General features: G+C 71.6%; 23 protein-coding genes and 1 tRNA gene. 7 read left to right on the top strand and 17 right to left on the bottom strand.

The genetic code is table 11. From position 1 onward, the window contains the following. Position 1: 1 nt before the first annotated feature. The 5 genes from glpX to JJI54_RS12010 all read right to left on the bottom strand — a co-directional run bounded on the left by glpX (position 2) and on the right by JJI54_RS12010 (position 4,998). Entirely contained in the window at positions 2–1,006 is a 1,005-nt protein-coding gene (gene glpX, locus JJI54_RS12030) for a class II fructose-bisphosphatase (protein WP_203073227.1), read from the bottom strand. Between the two features lie 117 nt (positions 1,007–1,123). Then, positions 1,124–1,591, bottom strand: a complete 468-nt coding sequence (locus JJI54_RS12025; RefSeq protein ID WP_203073226.1) for a hypothetical protein — start codon at positions 1,589–1,591, stop codon at positions 1,124–1,126. Beyond that, the gene (locus tag JJI54_RS12020) at positions 1,588–2,880 is read right to left on the bottom strand and encodes a homoserine dehydrogenase (protein WP_203073225.1); all 1,293 of its coding nucleotides are present in this window, start codon (positions 2,878–2,880) and stop codon (positions 1,588–1,590) included. Before JJI54_RS12020 ends, JJI54_RS12025 begins: the two co-directional genes overlap by 4 nt. Before the next feature lie 132 nt (positions 2,881–3,012). After that, the gene (locus JJI54_RS12015) at positions 3,013–4,233 is read right to left on the bottom strand and encodes an LL-diaminopimelate aminotransferase (protein WP_203073224.1); all 1,221 of its coding nucleotides are present in this window, start codon (positions 4,231–4,233) and stop codon (positions 3,013–3,015) included. A 153-nt stretch (positions 4,234–4,386) separates the two neighbouring features. Further along, a complete protein-coding gene (locus JJI54_RS12010; protein WP_203073223.1) occupies positions 4,387–4,998 on the bottom strand; it encodes a hypothetical protein in 612 nt (203 codons plus the stop codon). Between the two features lie 317 nt (positions 4,999–5,315). On the opposite strand from JJI54_RS12010, the gene JJI54_RS12005 reads away from it, so the two are divergent. Further along, positions 5,316–7,052, top strand: a complete 1,737-nt coding sequence (locus JJI54_RS12005; RefSeq protein WP_226381724.1) for a PHA/PHB synthase family protein — start codon at positions 5,316–5,318, stop codon at positions 7,050–7,052. A 339-nt stretch (positions 7,053–7,391) separates the two neighbouring features. Continuing rightward, positions 7,392–7,631 carry a hypothetical protein gene (locus JJI54_RS12000; RefSeq protein ID WP_203073221.1) on the top strand — a complete coding sequence of 80 codons (240 nt, stop codon included), beginning with the start codon at positions 7,392–7,394 and terminating at the stop codon, positions 7,629–7,631. Position 7,632: 1 nt separating this feature from the next. Here the strand turns inward: JJI54_RS12000 and JJI54_RS11995 are convergent, their stop codons facing one another. The 7 genes from JJI54_RS11995 to rplM all read right to left on the bottom strand — a co-directional run bounded on the left by JJI54_RS11995 (position 7,633) and on the right by rplM (position 12,211). After that, positions 7,633–8,217, bottom strand: a complete 585-nt coding sequence (locus JJI54_RS11995) for a hypothetical protein (protein ID WP_203073220.1) — start codon at positions 8,215–8,217, stop codon at positions 7,633–7,635. 128 nt (positions 8,218–8,345) lie between these two features. Beyond that, a complete protein-coding gene (locus JJI54_RS11990; protein ID WP_203073219.1) occupies positions 8,346–8,945 on the bottom strand; it encodes a hypothetical protein in 600 nt (199 codons plus the stop codon). Beyond that, complete coding sequence (locus JJI54_RS11985) at positions 8,926–9,483, bottom strand: hypothetical protein (RefSeq protein WP_203073218.1); 558 nt, start codon at positions 9,481–9,483, stop codon at positions 8,926–8,928. Before JJI54_RS11985 ends, JJI54_RS11990 begins: the two co-directional genes overlap by 20 nt. Before the next feature lie 77 nt (positions 9,484–9,560). After that, on the bottom strand, positions 9,561–10,106 hold the full coding sequence (locus JJI54_RS11980) for a gamma carbonic anhydrase family protein (RefSeq protein WP_203073217.1): 546 nt from the start codon (positions 10,104–10,106) through the stop codon (positions 9,561–9,563). A 9-nt stretch (positions 10,107–10,115) separates the two neighbouring features. After that, positions 10,116–11,081: an N-acetyl-gamma-glutamyl-phosphate reductase gene (gene argC / locus JJI54_RS11975; protein WP_203073216.1), complete on the bottom strand. Its 966-nt coding sequence runs from the start codon at positions 11,079–11,081 to the stop codon at positions 10,116–10,118. A 133-nt stretch (positions 11,082–11,214) separates the two neighbouring features. Next, positions 11,215–11,718 (bottom strand): 30S ribosomal protein S9, encoded by a 504-nt coding sequence (gene rpsI, locus JJI54_RS11970; RefSeq protein WP_203073215.1) that lies wholly within the window; start codon positions 11,716–11,718, stop codon positions 11,215–11,217. A gap of 1 nt (position 11,719) precedes the next feature. Continuing rightward, positions 11,720–12,211 (bottom strand): 50S ribosomal protein L13, encoded by a 492-nt coding sequence (gene rplM / locus JJI54_RS11965; RefSeq protein WP_203073214.1) that lies wholly within the window; start codon positions 12,209–12,211, stop codon positions 11,720–11,722. A 172-nt stretch (positions 12,212–12,383) separates the two neighbouring features. Between rplM and JJI54_RS11960 the strand changes: the two genes are divergently transcribed. The 4 genes from JJI54_RS11960 to JJI54_RS11945 all read left to right on the top strand — a co-directional run bounded on the left by JJI54_RS11960 (position 12,384) and on the right by JJI54_RS11945 (position 16,592). Next, positions 12,384–12,776 (top strand): VOC family protein, encoded by a 393-nt coding sequence (locus JJI54_RS11960; protein WP_203073213.1) that lies wholly within the window; start codon positions 12,384–12,386, stop codon positions 12,774–12,776. A 33-nt stretch (positions 12,777–12,809) separates the two neighbouring features. Further along, a complete protein-coding gene (locus JJI54_RS11955; RefSeq protein WP_203073212.1) occupies positions 12,810–14,510 on the top strand; it encodes a dihydroxy-acid dehydratase in 1,701 nt (566 codons plus the stop codon). Further along, positions 14,507–15,349 (top strand): SDR family oxidoreductase, encoded by an 843-nt coding sequence (locus JJI54_RS11950; protein ID WP_203073211.1) that lies wholly within the window; start codon positions 14,507–14,509, stop codon positions 15,347–15,349. Before JJI54_RS11955 ends, JJI54_RS11950 begins: the two co-directional genes overlap by 4 nt. A 67-nt stretch (positions 15,350–15,416) precedes the next feature. Continuing rightward, positions 15,417–16,592, top strand: a complete 1,176-nt coding sequence (locus JJI54_RS11945; protein ID WP_203073210.1) for a M20 aminoacylase family protein — start codon at positions 15,417–15,419, stop codon at positions 16,590–16,592. 216 nt (positions 16,593–16,808) lie between these two features. Here the strand turns inward: JJI54_RS11945 and JJI54_RS11940 are convergent, their stop codons facing one another. From JJI54_RS11940 to JJI54_RS11920, 5 genes are all read right to left on the bottom strand, one after another. Then, positions 16,809–17,621, bottom strand: coding sequence for an aspartate dehydrogenase (locus JJI54_RS11940; RefSeq protein ID WP_203073209.1), 813 nt, complete (start codon positions 17,619–17,621; stop codon positions 16,809–16,811). Positions 17,622–17,665: 44 nt separating this feature from the next. After that, positions 17,666–18,346, bottom strand: a complete 681-nt coding sequence (locus JJI54_RS11935; RefSeq protein WP_203073208.1) for a zinc metallopeptidase — start codon at positions 18,344–18,346, stop codon at positions 17,666–17,668. A gap of 18 nt (positions 18,347–18,364) precedes the next feature. Then, positions 18,365–19,150: an SDR family NAD(P)-dependent oxidoreductase gene (locus JJI54_RS11930; RefSeq protein ID WP_203073207.1), complete on the bottom strand. Its 786-nt coding sequence runs from the start codon at positions 19,148–19,150 to the stop codon at positions 18,365–18,367. Between the two features lie 61 nt (positions 19,151–19,211). Next, positions 19,212–19,287: transfer RNA gene (locus JJI54_RS11925), tRNA-His, on the bottom strand. A gap of 188 nt (positions 19,288–19,475) precedes the next feature. Further along, on the bottom strand, positions 19,476–20,669 hold the full coding sequence (locus JJI54_RS11920; RefSeq protein ID WP_203073206.1) for an aminotransferase: 1,194 nt from the start codon (positions 20,667–20,669) through the stop codon (positions 19,476–19,478). Between the two features lie 348 nt (positions 20,670–21,017). Here JJI54_RS11920 and JJI54_RS11915 point away from each other — a divergent pair, with 348 nt between their 5' ends. Next, the gene (locus JJI54_RS11915) at positions 21,018–21,356 is read left to right on the top strand and encodes a P-II family nitrogen regulator (RefSeq protein WP_203073205.1); all 339 of its coding nucleotides are present in this window, start codon (positions 21,018–21,020) and stop codon (positions 21,354–21,356) included. The last annotated feature ends 100 nt before the right edge of the window (positions 21,357–21,456 follow it).

The following is a 21,456-nucleotide window of genomic DNA, read 5'->3' as shown; positions in this document are numbered from 1 at the left end:
CTCAGCCCTGGAACGCGGCGGGCTTCAGGGCGAAGTTGTGGTGCCCTTCCACGTAGCGGACGGTGCCGGACTTGCTGCGCATCACGATGGAATGGGTGATGGCGCCGCCCGGCACGGTGCGCACGCCGCGCAGCATGGGGCCGGTGGTGACGCCGGTGGCGGCGAACATCACGTCGCCCTTGGCCATGTCTTCCAGCCCATAGACGCGGTTGGGGTCGGTGACGCCCATCTCCCGCGCGCGGATGATCTGGTCCTCGTTCTCGAACAGCAGCTTGCCCTGCATCTGGCCGCCGATGCAGCGCAGCGCGGCCGCCGCCAGCACGCCTTCCGGCGCGCCGCCGCTGCCCATGTAGATGTCCACGCCCGTATCGGGCTGGGACACGGCGACGACGCCGGAGACATCGCCATCCGGGATCATCATGATGCGGGCGCCGGCGGCGCGGGCGCGCTTCACGATTTCCTTGTGCCGGTCGCGGTCCAGCAGGCAGACGACGAGGTCCGTGATCTCGCACTTCTTGGCGCGGGCCAGGTTCTTCAGGTTCTCCTCGACCGAGGCCTCGATATGCACGACGCCATCGGGCAGGCCGGGGCCGACCGCGAGCTTTTCCATGTACACGTCCGGCGCGTGCAGGAAGCCGCCGCGCTGGGCGAGCGCCACGCAGGCCATGGCGTTGGGGCCACCCTTGGCGGTGATGGTCGTGCCTTCCAGCGGATCGACGGCGATGTCGACCTCCGGCCCGCCGCCGGCCTTGGCGTAGAGGCCGACCTTCTCACCGATGTAGAGCATCGGCGCCTCATCCATCTCGCCTTCCCCGATCACGACGGTGCCGGAGATGGCGACGGTGTCGAAGGCCTTGCGCATGGCTTCCACCGCCGCGCCATCGGCCGCGTTCTTGTCGCCGCGGCCCATCCAGCGGGAGGCGGCGAGGCCCGCGGCCTCCGTCACCCGGACGAGTTCCAGGGCGAGGTTGCGGTCCACATGGACCTGGCGGTCGAGTTCAGCCACGGGCAGTTCCTCCGGATCGGGCGAGCAGGGTAACGCGGCCGGGGGCGGCGCGTGACCCGTCAATTCGCTGCAGGCTTGTTGCCCCGAACCGGGGCGGGCGTGAAGGGGGAAGTCGCCTCACCGGTGGGAGACGACGGCGCCGCAGGCGGCGGGCAGGCTGCGGGGCGCGGCGCGGCGCGCGGCGAAGAGCGTGCAGCCCGGGCCGATGACCTGGCCGAACAGCGTGCCGTCCTCATCCAGTTCCGCATCCAGGTCGACGGTGACGTAGTGGGGGGGATGCAGCAGCCAGCGGCCGGCCTGGATGGTGGCGGTATCGCCATCCGGGGTCGCGGCCACCTCGTAGCAGCCCTCCGCCGCCTGCGGGTTGCTGGCCAGCGGGAAGAAGTGGAAGACGCCGGCCAGCCGCCCATCGCCTTGCGGCCGCAGCCGCAGGTTCATCCCCGTGGAGCCCTGGGTGCAGACATAGGTGCCGGACCAGTCGCCGGCGAAGCGACTGTCCCGAGCGCCGGAGGCGCCGGGGTCTTCCGCCCGCGCCGCCAGGGGCAGCGCGAGCAGCAGGGCGAGGAGGGCGGCCGGGGCCCTCACAGCGCCTCGATGCGGATCAGGGCGGGCTTCTCCACCACCGCTTCCAGCGCCTCGATCCGCGCGATGGCGGCGCGCATCTGCGCTTCCTCGCAATCATGGGTCGTGACGACGACCGGCACCGCCTCCCCGGGCGCGCGGCCGCGCTGGAGCATGGATTCGAGGGAGATGGCGTTGTCGCGGAGCGCGGCGGTGACATCGGCGATGACGCCGGGGCGGTCCACCACCATGAGGCGCAGGTAGTAGGCGCCGACGCGCTGCGACATGGGGAGGGAGGGCGCGTGGGACAGCGCCGAGGCGGCGACGCCCCAGACCGGCGTCGCGCGGCCGCGGGCGATGTCGATGAGGTCCGCCACCACGGCGGAGGCCGTCGGGCCCGCGCCGGCGCCGCGGCCTTCCAGCACCACCCGGCCGACGAAATCGCCTTCCGCCACCACCGCGTTGAAGACGCCATCGACGCGGGCGATGGGGTGGCTGACCGGCACCATGCAGGGATGCATGCGCGTCTCGATCCCCGCTTCCGTCCGCCGCGCGATGCCGAGCAGCTTGATGCGGTAGCCCAGCTCCTCGGCGAGCTTGATGTCGAGCGCGCTGACGCTGCGGATGCCCTCCACATGCACGGCCCCGAAATCGACCGGGCGGCCGAAGGCCAGCGCCGCCAGGATCGCCAGCTTGTGGGCGGCATCGATGCCGTCCACGTCGAAGCTGGGATCGGCTTCCGCGTAGCCGAGCTTCTGCGCCTCACTCAGCGCCTGCGCGAATTCGATGCCCCGTTCGCGCATCTGAGTCAGGATGTAGTTGCAGGTGCCGTTGAGGATGCCCATCACGCGGGTCAGGTCATTGGCGGCCAGACCCTCCCGCACCGCCTTGATGGCGGGGATGCCGCCGGCGACGGCGGCCTCGAAGCAGAGCGCGACGCCCTTGGCTTCCGCCGTCGCGGCGAGTTCGGCGCCATGGATGGCGAGCAGCGCCTTGTTGGCGGTGACCACGGGCTTGCCGGCGGCGAGCGCGGCGCGGACCAGGTCCGCGGCCGGGCCTTCGGTGCCGCCGATCGTCTCCACCACCACATCCACGCCGGGATCGTTCGCCAGCGCGGCGGCATCGTCGTACCAGCGCAGCCCGGCGATGGAGACGCCACGGTCCCGCGTGCGGTCGCGGGCGGAGACGGCGGTGACGGCGATGGGGCGGCCGGCGCGGGCGGCGACCGTCGCGGCATTGTCGCGCAGCAGGGTGAGCACGCCGGCACCGACGGTGCCGAGGCCGGCGACGCCGACGGAAAGGGGCTTGGTCATGTCATGCATTCCAGGAAGGCGGCCGGCGGTAGCGCGGTGGTCGCCGGAGTCTGCGAAGCCCCCCTCACCCTGCCGTTGGACGGCATGCGTCCAACCCCCCCGCCGGGGGAAGAGGGTTCGGGGGAGGAAGGGTCAGGCGGCGTCGACATCCATGGCATCGACGGGGCCGGCATTGTCGGCGGCGAGGAAGGTCTTGATGCCGCGCAGCGCCTGGCGGATGCGGTGGTTGTTCTCCACCAGCGCGATGCGGACATGGTCGTCGCCATGCTCACCGAAGCCGAGGCCCGGCGCGACGGCGACCTTCGCCTTCTCCAGCAGCAGCTTGGAGAAGCCGACGGAGCCGAGGTGGCGGAAGCGGTCCGGGATGGGCGCCCAGAGGAACATGGAGCCATCGGGGCTCGGCACGTTCCAGCCCGCGGCATGCAGGCCCTTGACCAGCACGTCGCGGCGTTCGCGGTAGAGCTCCCGCATCTCCGCCACGCAATCCTGCGGGCCGTTCAGCGCGGCGACGGCGGCGACCTGGATGGGCGTGAAGGCGCCGTAGTCGAGATACGACTTCACCCGCGTCAGCGCCGAGATCAGGCGCTGGTTGCCGGCGGCGAAGCCCATGCGCCAGCCCGGCATGTTGTAGGTCTTGGACATGGAGGTGAACTCGACCGTCACCTCCTTCGCGCCCGGGATCTCCAGCACCGAGGGGGGCGGGTTCGCCTCGTCGAAATAGAGCTCGGCATAGGCGAGGTCGGAGAGGATGAAGAGCTCATGCTTCCGCGCCAGCGCCACCAGGTCCTTGTAGAATTCGCGGCTGGCGAGGAGGGCGGTGGGGTTGGAGGGGAAGTTGACGATGACGGCGGTCGGCTTCGGCACGGAATGCCGCACCGCGCGGTCGATCGCCGCCAGCATGGCGTCGTCCGGCGTATAGGGGATCGACCGCGCGGAGGCGCCGGCGATGATGAAGCCGAACTGGTGGATGGGGTAGGAAGGGTTGGGCACCAGGATGGTGTCGCCCGGGCTGCTGATGGCCTGGGCCAGGTTCGCCAGGCCCTCCTTGGAGCCGAGCGTGGCCACGACCTCGGTCTCCGGGTCCAGCTTCACGCCGAAGCGACGGGCATAGTAGCCGGCGAGAGCCTTGCGCAGGCCCGGGATGCCCTTCGACATGGAATAGCGATGGGTGCGGGGGTCCTGCACCGCCTCCACCAGCTTGGCCACGATGTGCGGCGGCGTCGGCGTATCGGGGTTGCCCATGCCGAGGTCCACGATGTCCTCCGCATGGGCGCGGGCCTTGGCCTTGGCCGCGTTCACCTCGGCGAAGACGTAGGGCGGCAGGCGCCGGATGCGGTGGAACTCCTCGGTCATGCTCGTCGTCCGCCCAGATGAAGGTGATGGGGTGAAGGAAGGGGCGATATACAGCAGGCCGTCACGGCGTGCGAGGTTGCAGACCGTGCGGGGACGCCGGGCGGGCCGGCGCCGTGCCGCGGGCGTTGCCCGCCGCGATCCCCGCCTGCCGGCTCAGGGCGCGCGCGGCGCCAGCAGGTCCTGCGTCGGCGCCGGCGGCAGGCCGAGCAGTTCGGGCAGCGGCAGGGCGGGCGGGCCCGGCAGGGCGGCGGGCGGCACGGGGCGCGCGGGGTCCGCGGGCGCGGGCCGGGCGGCGGCGGGGGCGGCCGGGGGGCTGGCGGGTTCGAAGCGGATGGCGGGGGCGGCGGCCAGGCGGGGCGGCGGCGGGGGCGCGGCGCCCTCGGGCAGGGCGGCGGGGGCGGCACGCTCGCCGGGCGGGCGCGCCTCCGGCTCCGTGCGGGCGAATTCGCGGTCGCCGGCCAGGGCGGCGGTCAGGGCGGCGCGCGTCGCGGCATCCGGCGGCACCGGGCGCGGGGGCACGGTGGCCAGGTTCGGATAGGGCGCGTTCATGCCCGGCGGCGGCTGGCGTTCATCGAGGTAGGCGCCGCTGATGTTGCGCCACCAGTAGCTGGGCTGGACATCGCGCGGCAGTTCCCCGCAGGCGGCGGCCAGCAGCGGCAGCAGCAGCGCGGCCGGGCGCAGCACGGCCTGGGGCTGCGGGGCCTGGGACTGCGGGGCCTGGGGCTGCGGGGTATCGGCAGGGCGGCGATCGACGCGCGGGTGCATGGCTTCCCATCCTTCGCGACCCGAGGGCGCGGAAGGCAGGGTTACCGCGAACCACCGGGCGGCGAAAGCGTCACGCGGGGGTGCCTCGCCCGGGTGCCCCGCGGTGCGGATGGCGGTCAGGCCGAGGGCAGCGCATAATCGGACCAACACGAGGCGCCGGGACCATCCCGGCAAAGAGGGGGCGCATGGCGCAGGGAAATGGGGCCCAAGGGGGGACCCGTGGGGGAGCCCAGGGGGGATCCCAGGACGGTGCGGATCGCGGGGGCCTGGACAAGGGTGCCTTCCGGCTGCCCGACCCCGCGCTGGTGTCCCGCACCATGGCGGATGTGGCGGAGCGCGGGCAGCGGATCGTCACGGATTTCCTGAAGCGCCAGGCGGAGGGCAGCGCGACCGGCCCCGACCCCGCGCATATCGGCTCCGCCTTCCTCGACATGACGACGCGGCTGATGACCAACCCGGCGCGGCTGATGCAGGCGCAGATCGGATTCTGGCAGGACTACCTGACGCTCTGGCAGAACACCGCGCGGCGGATGATGGGCGACCCGGTGGCGCCGGTGATCGAGGAGCCGAAGGGCGACCGCCGCTTCAAGGACGAGGCCTGGCGGGAGAACGAGGTCTTCGACTTCATCCGGCAATCCTACCTGCTCAGCGCCCGCTTCTTCACCAATGTGGTGCAGGGGGCGGAGGGGCTGGACCACAAGACCGCGCAGAAGGTGGATTTCTACACGCGGCAATTCGTCGATGCGATGAGCCCGTCCAACTTCCTGATGACGAACCCGGAAGTGCTGCGCCGCACGGCGGAGACGGGCGGGGAGAACCTGCTGAAGGGCCTGTCCAACCTGCTGTCCGACCTGGAGCGCGGCAAGGGCAACCTCCGCATCCGCATGACCGACGACACCAAGTTCAAGGTCGGCGAGAATATCGCGGTCACGCCCGGCAAGGTCATCTACCGCAACGACCTGATGGAGCTGATCCAGTACGCGCCGACGACGGAGACGGTGCTGAAGCGGCCGCTGCTGATCCTGCCGCCCTGGATCAACAAGTTCTACATCCTCGACCTCCGCCCCAAGAACAGTTTCATTCGTTGGGCGACGGAGCAGGGGCACACGGTCTTCGTGGCGTCCTGGGTCAATCCGGACGAGCACCTCAGCGAGAAGGGCTTCGAGGACTATATGCGGGAGGGGCCCTACGCCGCGCTCGATGCGATCGAGCAGGCGACGGGGGAGAAATCCGTCAACGCCATCGGCTATTGCCTGGGCGGCACGCTGCTGGCCTGCACGCTGGCGCATATGGCCGCGAAGAAGGACACGCGCATCAAGTCCGCGACCTACTTCGTCACCATGACGGATTTCGAGGAGGCGGGCGAACTCGGCGTCTTCATCGACGAGGAACAGCTCCAGGGCCTCGAGGAGAAGATGCAGAAGAAGGGGTTCCTGGAGGGGCGCGAGATGGCGACCACCTTCAACATGCTGCGCGCCAACGACCTGATCTGGTCCTTCGTCGTGAACAACTACCTGATGGGGCAGGAGCCGTTCCCCTTCGACCTGCTCTACTGGAACGACGACAGCACGCGCATGCCGGCGCGCATGCACAGCTTCTACCTGCGGCGCATGTACCAGCAGAACGACCTGGTGAAGCCGGGGGGGATCGAGCTGGATGGCGTCGCGCTGGACCTGCGGAAGATCAAGGTGCCGACCTACATGATCTCGACGCGGGAGGACCACATCGCGCCGTGGAAATCCACCTATCGCGGCACGCAGATCTATGGCGGCAAGGTGCGCTTCGTGCTGGCGGCCTCCGGCCACATCGCGGGCGTCGTGAACCCGCCGGATTCGGGAAAATACAGCCATTGGGTGAATGAGAGCCTGCCGGCGGACCCGGATGAGTGGTTCAAGGGCGCGACCGAGCTGGCGGGGTCCTGGTGGCCGGACTGGCAGCGCTGGGTGACGGCGCAGGACCGCACGATGGTGCCGGCGCGCGTGCCGGGCGATGGCGCGCTGCCGGCGCTGGCGGAGGCGCCGGGCACCTATGTCACGGTGATGGCGAAGGATTGAGGGCGGCCCGGGCCCGCCGGGCCCGGACGGGGTGGGGCGGCGCGGCCCGGGCTGCGCCGCCGGCTTCGATTCCAGGCCCGTGAAGGGCAGGTGGGAGGCCTGGGCGATACTCGCGCTCCGGTAGAGTTGATCACAGAATCACTTGGATGATTTCTACTTCCGCGCGATCAGATCGTCTCTCATCCACCTGACGGCGAGTAATTTTTTGGCTCTCCTGCCATTACTTGGTGTTTTCTTTACGCTATTGTCATGGGTGGGGCGGTCAACAGGATCGCGGAACGTCCCCCGTGCGGCAGCGAAAGACGGCTGGCCCCGGGGGCGCCGAGTGGGTCTGATTCCATGAGCGACGAGCTGCGAGCGGCCTTGGTCCAGGTGCTGGAGGCAGCGCTGCGGACCGCGATGCGCGAACAGCACGACCCGGAGGCCTACCTCGACGGGATCCGGGAGGATGTGCTGCCGACGCTGCTGGCCGGCCATCGGCCGGACGGCACCCTGCTGCGGGACCCCGCCAATGCCGCGCTGGTCGCGACCGTGATGGGCGAGGTGGTGGCGCGGCTGCGGGCGGAGTGGCGGCGGTAGATCAGCGCGGGCCGATCGACATGCCCCGGCCCGGCAGGGGATCGAGCCAGCCGCTATCGGGATCCAGCGCGCCGGACAGGCCCCAGACATTGCTGCGCGCCAGGCGGCTCGCCTCGTCCCGCGCCAGCGCCGTCGCGATGCGGGATTGCGGCAGCGGGCCGGGGCGGGCCAGGAAGGCCAGCGTCCCCTCCCCGCCCGGTTCGTAGATCGCGGCGGGCAGGGCGCGGCTGGCGGCGGCGCGGTCCCCCCGCGACAGCGCAACATGGGCGGCGGAGAGCGAGCGCGCCACCGCATCCGGCGCGGCACCGGCACGGATGCCGAGCGCCGCGCGCAGCTCCGTCCGCGCCGCCCGCATCTCGAACCCCACGCTCGGCGCCAGCGGCGCCCAGCGGGCATCGCGGGCGAATTCGGCGGCGATCACCTCCACCCCCGCGGCGGCGCGGGCCATGCGGGCGGGGTCATTGGCCAGGGACCGGCCGGCATCCTCGAAATCCGTGGCGGCCTGGTTGACCAGGTCCAGCACCGGGTCGGCGCTGCCGGCCGCCAGCACGGCGGGGATGCGGGCCACGGGGGCCGGGGTGCGCATTTCCGCGCAGCCCGCCAGGGCCAATCCGGTTGCCAGCAACAAGAGCGCATCCCGGCCGCGGCGCAATGGGCTGTTCCCCTTCCCGATCACCCCGGTGTAGCCGATGGCGGCGGCGTCGCGGAAGGGCGCTACTCGTTCAGCCCGGTGTCGCGGCCGATCCGGATCAGCTCGCCATAGGCGATGGCGGTGGCGGAGCCGGCCTCCCGCGAGGGCGGCAGGTGGTCGAGCCGCGCGAGCAGCGCCGCGCCCTGCCCGGCCGCGACGGGGGCGAGCGCCGCGGCGCCGGCCTGGCGGTCGCCGCGGTCCAGCCCCTCCGCGGCCTCGATCATGGACCGGGCGACCGCATCGGCCGGCAGGCTGCGCGGGATGCCGATGCTGTCGCGCACGGAATCCCGGCCGCGCCGCAGCAGCCCGGCGGTGATCGGGGCGGCTTCGTTCCAGGCGGGATCGCCGGGCAATTCGGTGGCCAGCCATTCCAGCCGCGCCACGGCGCGCGCGGCTTCCGCGGGGCGGCCATCGAGCCGCCCCGGCGCCCCGAAGGCATAGGCGGCGCTGGTGACGGTGGCGCGCATCGGATCGCCCGCCCCCGTCATGGGCGGCAGCGGCACGGGGGCCTGGCTGCCCGGCGGGACCGGCGGCGGCGCCCCCGGGGGCGCGCAGGCCATCAGCGTGGCGGCCAGCAGCACCCCGGCGGCACGCCGGACGCCTTCAGAAGATCTGCCGGCCATCGCGTGCTCCTCGGCTGCGCGCTGTCAGCGCGGCACGGGCGCGCGCGGTTCCGGCGATCGCCTGCGGAAGGGTCGGCAGCCCGGCCAGGCGGGGCAGCGCGCCGCCATCGGGGGCGAGGGGGAGCAGCGCCGCCTCCGCGCCCGCCGGGTTGCGGGCGCGCAGCGCGGCGGCCGCGCCGTAGAGGGCATCGACCGCCGCCTGGGCGCTGGCATCGGGGTTGAAGCCGAAGGCGGCGCGGGCTTCCGCGCGCCCCTGGCGCAGCATCGGCACCACCAGCGGGTCCATGTCCCGCCAGGGGCCGCCATCCAGCGCGACGGCCAGGTATTCGAGCTGCGCCAGCGCCGTGGCGACCGCGGCGGGATCGCCGGCGAGGGTGGCCGGGCTGGCGAAGGCGGCGGAGGCGGCGAGGATGGCGCCGCGCGTCGGATCGCCCGCGCCGGCGGTGGCGGCGGCGGCGGGCAGGGAGACGGCCTCCGGCGCCGGCATCGGCGCGCAGGCGGCGAGGAGCGGGAGAAGGATCAGGGATCGGCGGAGCATCATACCCTCCTGGGTTGATCCGGCGCCGCTGATCTTGGACCCGCGGGGCGCGGCGGCAAGCGCCGCGCCCGCGCGCGTCAGCCCTTTGTCAGGCTCGACCGATGCCGCTTGGCCAGCGCGACATAGGCCGGCGCGGTGCGGTCGAAGCGGGCGCGTTCCTCCGCATCCATCACCCGGACCAGCTTGGCGGGGCTGCCCATCCACAGCTCGTTGGGGCCGATGCGCTTGCCCGGCGGCAGCATGCCGCCGGCGCCGAGCATGCCGCCTTCCTCGATCACCGCGCGGTCCAGCACCGTGGCGCCCATGCCGACGAAGGCGCGGTTGTGCAGGGTGCAGGCGTGGATGATGCAGGCATGGCCGATGGTGACGTCATCGCCGATGATCAGCGGCTCCGCCCCCGCATTCAGGTGCAGGATGCTGCCGTCCTGGATGTTGGTGCGCGCGCCGATGCGCATGATGTTGGTGTCGCCGCGCAGGACGCAGTGGTACCAGACGCTGCTTTCCTCCCCGATCTCGACATCGCCGATGACCACCGCCGTGGGGGCGACCCAGGCGGTGGGGTGGAGCTTGGGCGTCTTCTCCTCGAAGGGCAGGAGGGCGCCGGGGACTTGGGCTTCGGACATGGTCGGTTCCTATTCGGCGGCCTGGGCCAGCGGCAGGGCGGGCGCGACATCGACGCCGAGCATGAGGCCGATGTTCTGCACCGCGGCGCCGGACGCCCCCTTGCCGAGGTTGTCGAGCCGGGCGACGAGCACGGCCTGGCCGCGCGCCTCGTTCCCGAAGACGCGGAGTTCGAGCCAGTTGGTGCCGTTCAACGCTTCCGGCGCCAGCCGCGCCTTGCCATCGGCCGCTTCCACCCGCACCCAGCCGGAGCCCGCATAGGCGGCGCGCAGGCAGGCCTCCAGGTCGCCGGGCTTCGGCGCGCCGTTCAGCAGGTCGAGGTGCAGCGGCACGCTGACCAGCATGCCCTGCGCATAGTCGCCGACCGAGGGGACGAAGAGCGGGCGCCGCGTGAGGCCGCTGTAGCGCTGCAGTTCCGCGACATGCTTGTGTTCCAGCCCCAGCCCGTAGAGGAAGAAGGGATCCGCGCTGCGGGCGGGCTCGAACTCCGCGATCATCGCCTTGCCGCCGCCGGTATAGCCGGAGACGGCGTTGACGGTGACGGGGTAGTCCTTCGGCAGGATGCCGGCATCGACCAGCGGGCGCAGCAGCGCGATGCCGCCCGTGGGGTAGCAGCCGGGGTTGGAGACGCGGCTGGCCTTGGCGATGGCGGCGGCCTGGCCGGGCAGTTCGGCGAAGCCATAGGCCCAGTCGGGATCGACGCGATGCGCGGTGGAGGCATCGATCAGCTTCGGCGCCTGGGCGCCGAGGCCGGCCGCCATGGCGGCGCTTTCCTTCGCCGCGGCATCGGGCAGGCAGAGGACGACGAGGTCCACTTCCGCCATCAGGGCGCGCTTGGCCTCCGGGTTCTTCCGGTCGGCGTCGGCGATGCTGCGCAGCGCGATGCCGGGGAAGCGTTCCAGGCGCTCACGGATCTGCAGGCCGGTGGTGCCGGCCTCGCCATCGATGAAGACGCTGGGGATGGGTCCCTTGGCCATGGTGCTGATCCTCTCGCCGCAAGCGGATGGGGATGGAAGTGGGTGGAAAAAGCAAGAGGGGCAGGTCCTTGCGGACCTGCCCCTCCTTGATAGCCAGCCATGCGGGCCGGGCGTGACGCCCGGTCCGGGGGCGTCAGCGCTTGGAGAACTGGAAGGAACGTCGGGCCTTGGCCTTGCCGTACTTCTTGCGCTCGACCACGCGCGAGTCGCGCGTCAGGAAGCCCGCCTTCTTCAGGATGCCGCGCAGGCCCGGCTCGTAGTAGGTGAGCGCGCGGGAGATGCCGTGGCGCAGCGCGCCGGCCTGGCCGGAGAGGCCGCCGCCGGTCACCGTCGCGAAGACGTCGAACTGCTGGTACCGGTCGGCCACCAGGAAGGGCTGGCTGATCAGCATGCGCAGCACGGGGCGCGCGAAGTACTTGGAGGACGGCTTGCCGTTGATCTGGATCTGGCCCTTGCCGGGCTTCACCCAGACCCGCGCGATGGCGTTCTTGCGGCGGCCGGTGGCGTAGGAACGGCCGAGCGCGTCGCGCTTCGGCTCCGCCGGGGCGGCGACGGGCTGCGCGGCGGGGCCGCCGGCCGCATTCACCAGGTCCTTGAGCTCGGCCAGCGAACCGCCGGTGCGGGGAGAATCACTCATCTCAGGCAACCTTCTTCGCCGGGGCGGCGACGGTGTTCTTGCGGTTCAGGGCGGCGACGTCGAGCGTCGCCGGGGTGTTGCCGGCATGCGGATGCTCCGGCCCCGCATAGACGTGCAGGTTGCGCATCTGGCGGCGGCCGAGCGGGCCGCGCGTGATCATGCGCTCCACCGCCTTCTCGATCACCCGCTCGGGGTGCGGGCTGGCCAGGCGTTCGGCGATGGTGCGGCCCTTGATGCCGCCGGCGTAGCCGGTGTGCCAGTAGAAGACGGACTGCGCGGCCTTCTGGCCGGTGACCTTCACCTTCTTGGCGTTGATGACGACGACGTGGTCACCGCAATCGACATGCGGGGTGAACTGCGCCTTGTGCTTGCCGCGCAGGCGGTTGGCGATGAGGGCCGCGAGGCGGCCGAGCACGAGGCCCTCCGCATCGATCAGGACCCAGCCCTTGGAGACCTCCGCGGGCTTGATCGAGGTTGTCTGGCGAGTGAGCATGGATGTGTCGGTTGTCCGGTGTGAACTGGCGGCGGCTTATCGCGGCCGGAGGGCGGAAAGTCAAGGCTCCAGGCCGGTTTGCGCGTGGCGGTACCGGGATACCGCCATACTCCGCAACACCGGTCAAGCGCGGCCGTGGCAGGGATGGGCGGCATCAGGAAGGGACACCCCCATGCTCAGCCACGTCACCCTCGGCACCAACGACCTGCCCGGCGCCATCGCCTTCTACGACCGGCTGCTGGCGCCGCTCGGCATCCTTCGGCACGAGACCAGCATGGAACATGGCATGGCGGGCTATGCCCGGGCGGCGGAGGGGACGCCGCAATTCTGGCTGATGCGGCCGATCGACGGCCGGCCCGCGACGGTGGGCAATGGCGTGACCATGGCCTTCGAGGCCCCGGACCGGGCGGCGGTCGATGCCTTCCATGCCGCGGGCCTGGCGGCGGGCGGGCGGGACGAGGGTAGCCCCGGGCTGCGGCCGCATTATCATGCCGACTACTACGGGGCGTATCTGCGCGACCCCGACGGCAACAAGATCTGCTGCGCCTGCCACCGCCCGGGATAGGGCGGCGGCCGCGCGGCGCGGGGGATGACGCGAATGAGCGAGAAGAAGGCGCATGGGCTGGGGCGCAACGCCTCCAACTACGGCGATCCGGCCTTCGCCCTCTATCTCCGGCGGTCCTTCGCCAAGTCCATGGGCTATTCCCAGGCGATGCTGGACAAGCCGGTGGTCGGCATCGCGGATACGGCCAGCGACTACAACAACTGCCACCGCACCATCCCGGAGCTGATCGAGGCGGTGAAGCGCGGCGTGCTGGCGGCCGGCGGGCTGCCGCTGTCCTTCCCGACCGTCAGCCTCTGCGAGCCCTCGCTCAGCCCCTGTTCCATGCACTACCGGAACCTGATGGCGTTGGACACGGAGGCGATGCTGGCCAACCAGCCCATGGACGCCGCGGTGCTGGTGGGGGGCTGCGACAAGACGGTGCCGGCGCAGCTGATGGCCGCGATCAGCGCGGGCACGCCTTCCGTCATGCTGGTGGTGGGCCCGATGCTGGCCCAGGCCTTCGAGGGCGAGCGCCTTTCCGCCTGCACGGATTGCCGCCGCTACTGGGCCCGCTACCGCGCGGGCGAGGTGACGGATGAGAAGATCAACACGCTGGAGGGCAAGCTGGCCACCACGGCCGGCACCTGCGGCGTGATGGGCACGGCCAGCACCATGGCCTGCCTGGCGGCGACGCTGGGCTTCATGCCGCTGGATGCCGCCTCCGCCCCCGCCGTGCATGCCGACCGGCTGCGCATCGCGGAGGAGGCGGGGGCGCAGGCGGTGCGGCTGATCCGCAACCCCGTCCCGCCGCTGTCGCTGATGACGCAGGGCAATCTGGACAATGCGGTGCGGGTGCTGCTGGCGCTGGGGGGCTCCACCAATGCCATCGTCCACCTGGCGGCGATCGCGGGGCGGGCGGGGCTGAGCCTCGACCTGAAGCGGCTCGACCAGCTGAGCGAGACGACGCCGGTGCTGGTGGACCTCAAGCCCACCGGCGATGGCTACATGGAGGACTTTCATTCAGCTGGCGGCATGAAGGCGCTGCTGTGGGAGCTGCGGGACCTGCTGGACCTGACGGCGAAGGACCTGGACGGGGTCTCGCTGGCGGATCGCATCGGGGATGGGACGCATTTCGTGGACCGGCGGATCATCCGGGAACGCGACAAGCCCGTGAGCCCGGTGGGCGGGCTGGTGGCGCTGTTCGGGTCCCTGGCGCCGGATGGCGCCATCCTCAAGCGCTCCGCCGCCACCCCTTCCCTGTTCGAGACGGAGGCGCGCTGCCTGGTGTTCGACGGGCTCGCGGACCTCTCGGCGCGGATCGACGACCCGGCGCTCGACGTGACGCCGCAGGACATCCTGGTGCTGAAGGGCGCGGGACCGCGCTCCCCCGCCGGGATGCCGGAAGCGGGCTACCTACCGATTCCGAAGAAGCTGGCGCGCCAGGGCGTGAAGGACATGGTGCGGATGAGCGATTGCCGCATGTCCGGCACCGCCTTCGGCACCATCGTGCTGCATATCGCCCCGGAAGCCGCGGTGGGCGGGCCGCTGGCGCTGGTGGAGACGGGCGACCGCATCCGGCTTTCGGTGAAGGAGCGGAAGCTCGACCTGCTGGTGGAGGAGGCGACGCTGGCCGCGCGCCGCGCCGCCTGGCAGCCCGCCCCCGCGCCGAAGCGGGGCTGGGACCGGCTGGTGCATGAGCAGGTGACGCAGGCGCCGGAGGGGGCCGATCTGAGGTTCCTGCAGGCCGCGCCTTGATCGCCGTCATCGGTGCCTCCGGCCGCAGCGGGGCGGCGCTGTGCCGCGCGCTGAAGGCCGCCGGGCGCCCCTTCATCCCCGTGGTGCGCAACGCCGCGCATTGGATCGCGACGGGGATTTCCGCCGAGGGCGTCTTCGCGGACCTCGAGGATGCGCGGGCGCTGCGCGCGGCGCTGGCGGGGGCGACGGTGGTGGTGAATACCGCCCATGCGCGCTTCGCCCCCGCCGTGCTGGCAGCGGCGCCGGAGGGGGCACGCTTCGTCTTCCTCGGCTCCACGCGGCGATTCTCGCAATGGCGGGACGCGCATGGGGATGGCGTGCGCGCGGGCGAGGCAGCCTTCATCGCTTCCGGCCGCGCGGGCGTGATGCTGCACCCCACCATGATCTACGGCGCGACGGGGGAGGATAATGTCCAGCGCCTGGCCGCGCTGCTGAAGCGCCTGCCGGTGGCGCCGCTGCCCGGCGGCGGGCGCGCGCTGGTGCAGCCGATCCACCAGGAGGACCTGTCCCGCTGCATCCTGGCGGCGATCGACATCGAGTGGCGGCATGCGGAGGTGATGGTGGTGGCGGGGCCGGAGCCCCTGCCCTATCGCGATTTTCTGCTGGCGGTCGCGCAGGCCGCGGGGCTGAAGCCGCCGCGGGTGGTGGATGTGCCGGTGGCGCTGCTGGAGGCGGTGGCGCCGCTGACGCGCTGGCTGCCGCGCGTGCCGCGGATCGGCGCCGAGGAGGTGCGGCGGCTGGTGGAGGACAAGGCGTTTCCGGTGACGGAGATGCGGGAGCGCCTCGGCGTGGTCGGGCGGCCGCTGGCGGAGGGGCTGGCGCTGACCTTCCGCCGGTAGCGGGCGAGGTTGACCGGGTTGGGGGGCGGGGCCATCAAGAAGGCAGCTTCCCGAAGGGCCCTTCCCCATGCCGATCGTCAACCGGATCGCCGAATTCCACCCCGAGATGACCGAATGGCGCCGGGATTTTCACCAGAATCCCGAGCTGGGGTTCGAGGAAGTCCGCACCGCCGGCATCGTCGCGGCCAAGCTGCGGGAGTTCGGCGTGGATGAGGTCATCACCGGCATCGCCAAGACCGGCGTGGTCGGCGTGATCCGGGGCAACGGCAATTCGGGCCGCGCCATCGGCTTCCGCGCGGACATGGACGCGCTGCCGATCGAGGAGCAGACCGGCAAGCCCTGGGCATCCCAGAAGCCCGGCCTGATGCATGCCTGCGGGCATGACGGGCACACCACCATGCTGCTGGGTGCGGCGAAGTACCTGGCGGAAACCCGCAACTTCGACGGCACCGTCTACCTGATCTTCCAGCCGGCGGAGGAGAACCTGGCGGGCGGCGAGGTGATGGTGAAGGAAGGGCTGTTCGACCGCTTCCCCATGGACCGCGTCTTCGGCATGCACAACTGGCCGGGCGCGCCGGAAGGCGTCTTCCTGCACGCGCCGGGGCCCGTCATGGCCGCGGTCGCCAACCTGGAAGCGACCATCACCGGCCGCGGCGCCCATGGCGCGATGCCGCATAACGGCATCGACCCTATCCTGATCGCGTCGCACGTCGTCACCGCGCTGCAATCCGTGGTGGCGCGCAACGTGAACCCGCTGGAATCCGGCGTCATCACCATCGCGCATATCGAAGGCGGGCACACCTTCAACGTCATCCCGGAAAGCGTGAAGCTGCGCGGCACGGCGCGCTGGTTCCTGCCGGAAGTGGGCGACCTGCTCGAGAGCAAGTTCAAGGAGATCGTCACCGGCGTCTCCGCCGCCTTCGGCGCCAAGGCCGAAGTGAGCTTCACCCGCGCCTACCCCGCCACGGTGAACGAACCCGAAAGCACCGTCATCGCCGCCAAGGCCGCCGCCACCGTCGTCGGTGAAAGCCGCGCGCGCCCCCTGCCCCAGCCCACCATGGGCGGCGAGGATTTCAGCTTCATGCTGAACGAGAAGCCGGGCGCCTACCTGTTCCTCGGCGGCGGCAAGGGCGAAGGCGACGCGATGGTCCACCACCCGCTCTACGACTTCAACGACGACATCCTGCCGATCGGGGCGAGCTGGTTCGCGACGCTGGCCGAACAGGTGATGCCGCGCGGCTGAGGTTGCGCTGTCCCGGGAGGGGCGCTGCCCCTCCCGGACCCACCCCGCCGGGGACCGTGGCGGTCCCCGGGCCCCGCCAGCAAATGCAGTCGCGACGCATGAGGGGGGCCGAGGCCCCCCTCATGCGTCGCGACTATACTGACGACGGTCCAGGGCCGTCTCGGCCCTGGCGGGTGGGGTTCGGGGAGGGCGGCGCCCTCCCCGAGGAACCGCCCCTCAGCTGCCGACCTTCAGCGTGCTCGTCAGGCCGCGCAGGCAGGCCAGGATCGAGAGTGGCGTGATCTTGCCCGTGCGCGGGTTCTCCTCGCTCGGCACGTTCTCGATCGTCATGGTCAGGCGCGCGGCGGCGGCCTCGACGCGGATGGTGTGGGTGTTGCGGGTGACGTGCGGGTCGGCCCAGATCTCGATCGTCGTGCGCTGCGGCCCGATGCCGGCGAGGGCCAGCGCGGCGGCGACGTTGACGTTGGCCGGGAAGCCCTGGGCGGCGTCGAAGGCGTTGCCCTTGAAGACGAGCTGCTTCTCGTCCTTCACGGCCATCACGTCGATCTTGTGCTGTTCGAGGTAGGGCGCGCCGACCAGGCCGCGGGGGGGCTTGCGCGTCTCGATGGTGACGGAGGCGACCTCCCCTTCCGCCGCGGCGCGCACGGCATCGAGGCCGAGCAGCGCGCCGGTGGGGACGATGATGCGGGCGCCGGTTTCGCGGGCGCGGTCCACCAGGTGCATGCGCGGCAGCAGGGCGCCGACGCTGCTGGGAACGAAGATGCGCCCGGCCTCGATGGCGGCGGTGGCGACTTCCTCGAACACCGCGGCGGGGGCGGCTTCGACGACGATGTCGGCGCCGGCCAGGTCCTTCAGGGCGACGATGGGCGGCTGGGTCCTGAAGCCGGCCAGGTTGGCGCGCGCCTTGGCGTGGTCCCGCGCGGAGACGGCGTGGAGCGTCAGGCCTTCCACGCCCGCATCCAGCGCGCGCGCCAGGTGCAGGCCGATGGCGCCGAGGCCGGCGATTCCGACGGTGAGTTCACGAGCCATGGCGGGTCCTCCTGCAGGTATTGGCGCCCGCTAGCACGGCAGGCTCAGCGCCGGAACCAGCGCAGCACGTCGAGCAGCGTGACGAGGGCCGCGGCGACGTAGGTGAAGGCGGCGGCCTTCAGCACGCGGCGGGCTTCGGGCATGTCGGCCGGTGCCAGGTAGCCGCCGGCTTCCAGCACCGGCAGCGCCTTGTTGAAGCTGGCGTCGAGTTCGACCGGCAGGGTCACGGCGTGGATCGCGACGCGCAGCGACAGCAGCGCCATGATGGCGCCGAGCTGCAGCGCGATGAAGGCCGGGGAGTGGAAGAGGATCAGCAGCAGCGGGATCGTCGCCATGACGATCTGCGCCAGGCGGAAGACCGGCGCGATGGCGGCGACGAGGGCCTGGCGGCGGCGGAATCCGGGCTCCTCCCGCGCATGCTGCACGGCGTGCGCGACCTCATGCGTCGCGACGGCGACGGCGGCGATGGAGCGGCCGCCGAAATGCGGGGGCGTCAGGCGCACCACGCGCGCATCGGGGTCATAGTGGTCGCCATCGGGCGTTTCCTCGACCCGGACGGATCGCAGCCCGGCCTCGTCCAGCAGGTGGCGGGCGAGGTCGGCGCCGGTGCCGGGCAGGTCCGGGCGGTCCGCCTGGGCGCGGGACAGGACGTGGCGGATCCAGAGTTGCGGGCCGAAGATCAGCGCCAGCAGCAGGATGCCGCCCAGGATGACGAGGATCACCATCCCGGGCGGGCGCCTGGTTCAGACGACGGGGCTGCGCCCGCCATCGACGTTGATCGCGGTGCCGGTGATGTAGCCGGCATTCTCGCTGGCCAGGAAGGTGGCCAGCGCGGCGAATTCCTCGGCCTTGCCGATGCGGCCCAGCGGCACGCCGCGGCCCTGCTCGGCCTTCCAGTCTTCCCAGGAAATGCCGCGCGGGTCGGCCGCGTGGCGGCGGACCCATTGATCGCTCTCGATGATGCCGACCAGCATGCCATTGACCAGGATGTTGTGGGGCGCGCCTTCCCCCGCAAGCACCTTGGTCAGCGCCATGCCCGCGGCGCGGGAGACGGTGGTGGGCGCACCCTGCGCCGGCGGCGCCTTGGCGCCGGTGTTCAGCACGTTGATGATGCGGCCCCAGCGGCGTTCCTGCATGCCCGGCCAGACCGCGCGCGTGAGGCGGATGGCGGCGAAGAGCTTGAGGTCGAGATCCGCCTGCCAGAGCGCGTCGTCCACACTCATGAAGGCGCCGCGCTGGCTGGTGCCGGCATTGTTCACCAGGATGTCGATGGGGCCGAGTTCGGCCGCGGCCGTGGCGGCGGCGCGGGCGCAGCCTTCCGCCGTGCCGACATCGGCGGCGATGGCGGCGACGCGCGCGCCCTGGAATTTTGCGAGTATGCCGGCCCTGGCGGTTGCCAGGGCTTCCTCTCCGCGCGCGACCAGCGCGACGGAGGCGCCCGATTCGACGAAATGGGTGGCGATGGCGAGGCCGAGGCCCTTCGAGCCGCCGGTGATGAGCGCGACGCGCCCATCGAGCCTGATCTGCATGTCCGGTGTTCCCCCTGAGTGGTTCGGGGGGAGGCTACCCCCCGAGGGGGGAGAGGGCGAGTGGGGCGATCGACGGGGCTCGAACCCGCGACATCCAAGACCACAACCTGGCGCTCTACCAGCTGAGCTACGACCGCCACACGCCTTGCCCGGGGTGGTGCCCGGGCGGCGGGAGATAAGGCCGAGGGGGCCTTTGCGTCAACAGGGGGGCCCGGGGCCCCTCAGCCCGCTGCCGCGCGCAGGGTGGTCAGCCCGCTGCCACCCGCGGGGTGGTCAGCCCGCTGCCACCCGCGCGGTGGTCAGCCCGCTGCCACCCGCAGGGTGGTCAGCCCGCCGCGGCGCGCAGTCCGCCGGCGCGGGAGGCGATCCAGCCTTCCATCCGCGCCAGCGCCGCATCCAGCACCGCATCGCCCTTGCAGAAGGCGAAGCGGGCGTAGTGGTTGGGGGCATCCGCGCTGGCGTAGAAGGCCGTGACGGGGATGGCCGTGACCTTCGCCTCCACCGTCAGGGCCCGGCAGAAGGCGACGTCGTCGCCGTTGAAGCCCAGCGGCCGGAAGTCCGTGGTGATGAAGTAGCTGCCCTGGGTCGGCAGCACGCCGAAGCCGAGCCGCGCCAGGCCCGTCGCCAGCCGGTCCCGCTTGGCCTGGAGGCTGCTCGAGAGGCCCTCGAAATATGCATCGTCCTTGGCCAGGCCGACGGCCACGCCACGCTGCAGATTGGGCGGCGTCGTGAAGGTCAGGTTCTGGTGCGCCTTCGCGACATTGGGGGCGAGCGAGCGGTCGCAGGTGACGTAGCCGATCTTCCAGCCCGTCAGGCTGAAGGTCTTGCCGGCGGAGCCGACGCGCATGCAGCGTTCCCGCATGCCCGGCAGCGTCATCAGCGGGATGTGCTTCCAGCCATCGAAGGTCAGGTGTTCATAGACCTCGTCGCACACCGCGTAGCAATCGTGCTTCTGGACCAGGTCCGCGATGAAGGCGAGCTCGGCCGCGGTGAACACCTTCGACGTCGGGTTCATCGGCGTGTTGAGCAGGATGGCCTTGGTCTTCGGGCCGAAGGCGGCGGCGAGTTCGGCGCGGGGCAGTTCCCACTTGGGCGGCGTCAGGCGCACCAGTCGGGGGATCGCGCCCAGCAGCTTCACCACCGGCAGGTAGGTGTCGTAGAGCGGCTCGATCAGCACGCATTCATCGCCGGGGTTGAGCACGGCCATGAGGCAGGCGGTGATGGCCTCCGTCGCGCCGGAGGTGACGACGACCTCGGCGTTGGGGTCCACCTCGATCCCGTAGAAGCGCTTGTTGGCGGCGGCGACGGCCTGGCGGAGCTCGGGCGCGCCGGTCATGGGCGGGTACTGGTTGCGGCCGTCGAGGAGGGCCGCGGCGGCGGCGTGGATGACATCCGCGGGCCCGTCATAGTCCGGGAAGCCCTGGCCGAGGTTGATGGCGCCGTGTTCGTTGGCCAGGGCGGACATCACCGTGAAGATGGTGGTGCCGGTGGCGGAGAGCAGGTCGTTCTGGGGCTTCACGTCGGGGCCTCGGGGGGATCGCGGGGTGGGGTCCGCATAGCACGGGTTGGGGGTTCGGCGAGGGATGATGGGAGGGGTGGGCCGGGGGCGCAATGTCGCGACGCGCGAAAGCCCGTTTTTTGTGCTGATTGCACAACACAGGGGCGGTTTTTCTCCTACCCCCCCGAGAATCCGCGGCGTGTGGCGTTGCCGGCTTGGCACGGGCCATGCAAAACGACGCGAAGCAGGGGCGCCTGCTGAGGTCCGGCGGATACGCCGGGCCGGGCCAGCGGGCCGGACCCGCCGGCGTGGCGGGCGCCGGGGGGAATGAGCGCACGCAACTCAGACGCGTGCGGAGCGACGGAGCCGATGAAGAAGATCGAGGCCATCATCAAGCCCTTCAAACTCGATGAGGTGAAGGACGCGCTGCACGAGATCGGCCTGCAGGGGCTGACAGTCGTGGAGGCCAAGGGCTTCGGCCGTCAGAAGGGCCACACCGAGCTGTACCGCGGCGCCGAATACGTCGTGGACTTCCTGCCCAAGGTGAAGATCGAGGTCGTCTGCCCGGATGAGCTGCTGGACCGCGCGATCGACGCGATCACGCAGGCCGCCCGCACGGGCCGCATCGGCGACGGCAAGATCTTCATCAGCGACGTGCAGGAAGTGATCCGCATCCGCACCGGCGAACGGGGCGAGGACGCGGTCTGACGCTTTGATCCGGCCCGCCGCAGGCGGACCGGGGGGATTTCGCCCGGCCCGCAGGATGCGGGGCGGGAGGAGACGGGCCGGACCGGCAGCGATGCCGGGG

The sequence above is a fragment of the Falsiroseomonas ponticola genome (assembly GCF_016805305.1).
In the GTDB taxonomy this organism is placed as follows: Bacteria; Pseudomonadota; Alphaproteobacteria; order Acetobacterales; family Acetobacteraceae; genus Falsiroseomonas; species Falsiroseomonas ponticola.
The sequence above is the reverse complement of the archived record's forward strand: the minus strand, read 5'-3'. Positions and strand labels throughout refer to the sequence as shown.